Here is a 2560-nt window from a genome sequence, read left to right as displayed (position 1 = left end):
TGGCTGGTGATGGCGTGCCTTTTGAAGAATGAGCCTGCGAGTTAGTGGCATGTCGCGAGGTTAACCCGTGTGGGGTAGCCGTAGCGAAAGCGAGTCCGAATAGGGCGTATCACCGTTTGGTGTGTAGTGGCGTGTTCTAGACCCGAAGCGGAGTGATCTACCCATGGCCAGGTTGAAGCGACGGTAAGACGTCGTGGAGGACCGAACCCACTTAGGTTGAAAACTGAGGGGATGAGTTGTGGGTAGGGGTGAAAGGCCAATCAAACTCCGTGATAGCTGGTTCTCCCCGAAATGCATTTAGGTGCAGCGTCACGTGTTTCTCATCGGAGGTAGAGCTACTGGATGGTCTAGGGGGCTTACCGGCTTACCGAAATCAGCCAAACTCCGAATGCCGGTGAGTGAGAGCGTGGCAGTGAGACTGCGGGCGATAAGGTTCGTAGTCGAGAGGGAAACAGCCCAGATCGCCAGCTAAGGTCCCTAAGCGTGTACTAAGTGGAAAAGGATGTGGGGTCGCGAAGACAACCAGGAGGTTGGCTTAGAAGCAGCCACCCTTGAAAGAGTGCGTAATAGCTCACTGGTCAAGTGATCCTGCGCCGACAATGTAGCGGGGCTCAAGTACACCACCGAAGCTGCGGCACTCACACAACAGCCCGCATCGTTCCTACGGGGATGGTGCCAGGTGTGTGGGTGGGTAGGGGAGCGTCGTGCAGCCGTGGAAGCATCGGGGTGACCTAGGTGTGGAGGCTGTGCGAGTGAGAATGCAGGCATGAGTAGCGAAAGACGAGTGAGAAACTCGTCCGCCGAATGACCAAGGGTTCCTGGGCCAGGTTAATCCGCCCAGGGTGAGTCGGGACCTAAGACGAGGCCGACAGGCGTAGCCGATGGACAACGGGTTGATATTCCCGTACCCGTGTGAACGCGCCCCTGGTGAATCAGTGATACTAACCGCCCTGAATCCCGGTGACGGATCTCTTTCGAGAGTGATGCGCTGGGTGGATGCGTGGGACCTGATCTGGTAGTAGCCAAGCGATGGGGTGACGCAGGAAGGTAGCTGAGCCAGTCAGTGGTAATACTGGTGTAAGCCTGTAGGGCGAGACATAGGCAAATCCGTGTCTCATACAAGCCTGAGAGGTGATGCGTAGCCGATTGAGGCGAATTCAGTGATCCTATGCTGCCGAGAAAAGCCTCTAGCGAGCTTTCACACGGCCCGTACCCCAAACCGACACAGGTGGTCAGGTAGAGAATACTGAGGCGATCGAGATAACTATGGTTAAGGAACTCGGCAAAATGCCCCCGTAACTTCGGGAGAAGGGGGACCTCGTCCGGTGATCATCCTTGCGGTGTGAGCTGGGTGGGGTCGCAGAGACCAGTGAGAAGCGACTGTTTACTAAAAACACAGGTCCGTGCGAAGTCGTAAGACGATGTATACGGACTGACGCCTGCCCGGTGCTGGAAGGTTAAGAGGACCGGTCAACTGCACTTGTGTGGTGAAGCTGAGAATTTAAGCCCCAGTAAACGGCGGTGGTAACTATAACCATCCTAAGGTAGCGAAATTCCTTGTCGGGTAAGTTCCGACCTGCACGAATGGCGTAACGACTTCTCAGCTGTCTCAACCATAGACTCGGCGAAATTGCATTACGAGTAAAGATGCTCGTTACGCGCGGCAGGACGAAAAGACCCCGGGACCTTCACTATAGCTTGGTATTGGTGTTCGGTTCGGTTTGTGTAGGATAGGTGGGAGACTGTGAAGCGGTGACGCCAGTTACTGTGGAGTCGTTGTTGAAATACCACTCTGATCGTATTGGATACCTCAACCTCGGACCATGATCTGGTTCAGGGACAGTGCCTGGTGGGTAGTTTAACTGGGGCGGTTGCCTCCCAAAATGTAACGGAGGCGCCCAAAGGTTCCCTCAGCCTGGTTGGCAATCAGGTGTCGAGTGCAAGTGCACAAGGGAGCTTGACTGTGAGACTGACAGGTCGAGCAGGGACGAAAGTCGGGACTAGTGATCCGGCACCGGCATGTGGAAGCGGTGTCGCTCAACGGATAAAAGGTACCCCGGGGATAACAGGCTGATCTTCCCCAAGAGTCCATATCGACGGGATGGTTTGGCACCTCGATGTCGGCTCGTCGCATCCTGGGGCTGGAGTAGGTCCCAAGGGTTGGGCTGTTCGCCCATTAAAGCGGCACGCGAGCTGGGTTTAGAACGTCGTGAGACAGTTCGGTCTCTATCCGCCGCGCGCGTCAGAAACTTGAGGAAGGCTGTCCCTAGTACGAGAGGACCGGGACGGACGAACCTCTGGTGTGCCAGTTGTTCCACCAGGAGCACCGCTGGTTAGCTACGTTCGGAAGGGATAACCGCTGAAAGCATCTAAGCGGGAAGCCTGTTCCAAGATGAGGTTTCTCACCCCCTTTGTGGGGGTAAGGCCCCCGGCAGACCACCGGGTTGATAGGCCAGAACTGGAAGTGCAGTAATGCATGCAGGTGACTGGTACTAATAGGCCGAGGACTTACCACAAAGAAGCTACGCGTCCACTGTGCAATATCTGAAACAACACACGA

The 2560-nt window shown here is 55.5% G+C and carries 1 rRNA gene; it reads left to right on the top strand.

The window, feature by feature from the left end:
* Positions 1–2516 (top strand): 23S ribosomal RNA (locus BH95_RS00525); the annotation flags it as partial.
* Between the last annotated feature and the right edge of the window lie 44 nt (positions 2517–2560).

The organism is Rhodococcoides fascians A44A, assembly GCF_000760735.1.
GTDB classification, from domain to species: Bacteria; Actinomycetota; Actinomycetes; order Mycobacteriales; family Mycobacteriaceae; genus Rhodococcoides; species Rhodococcoides fascians_E.
This window is presented reverse-complemented; position numbering and strand designations above follow the sequence as displayed.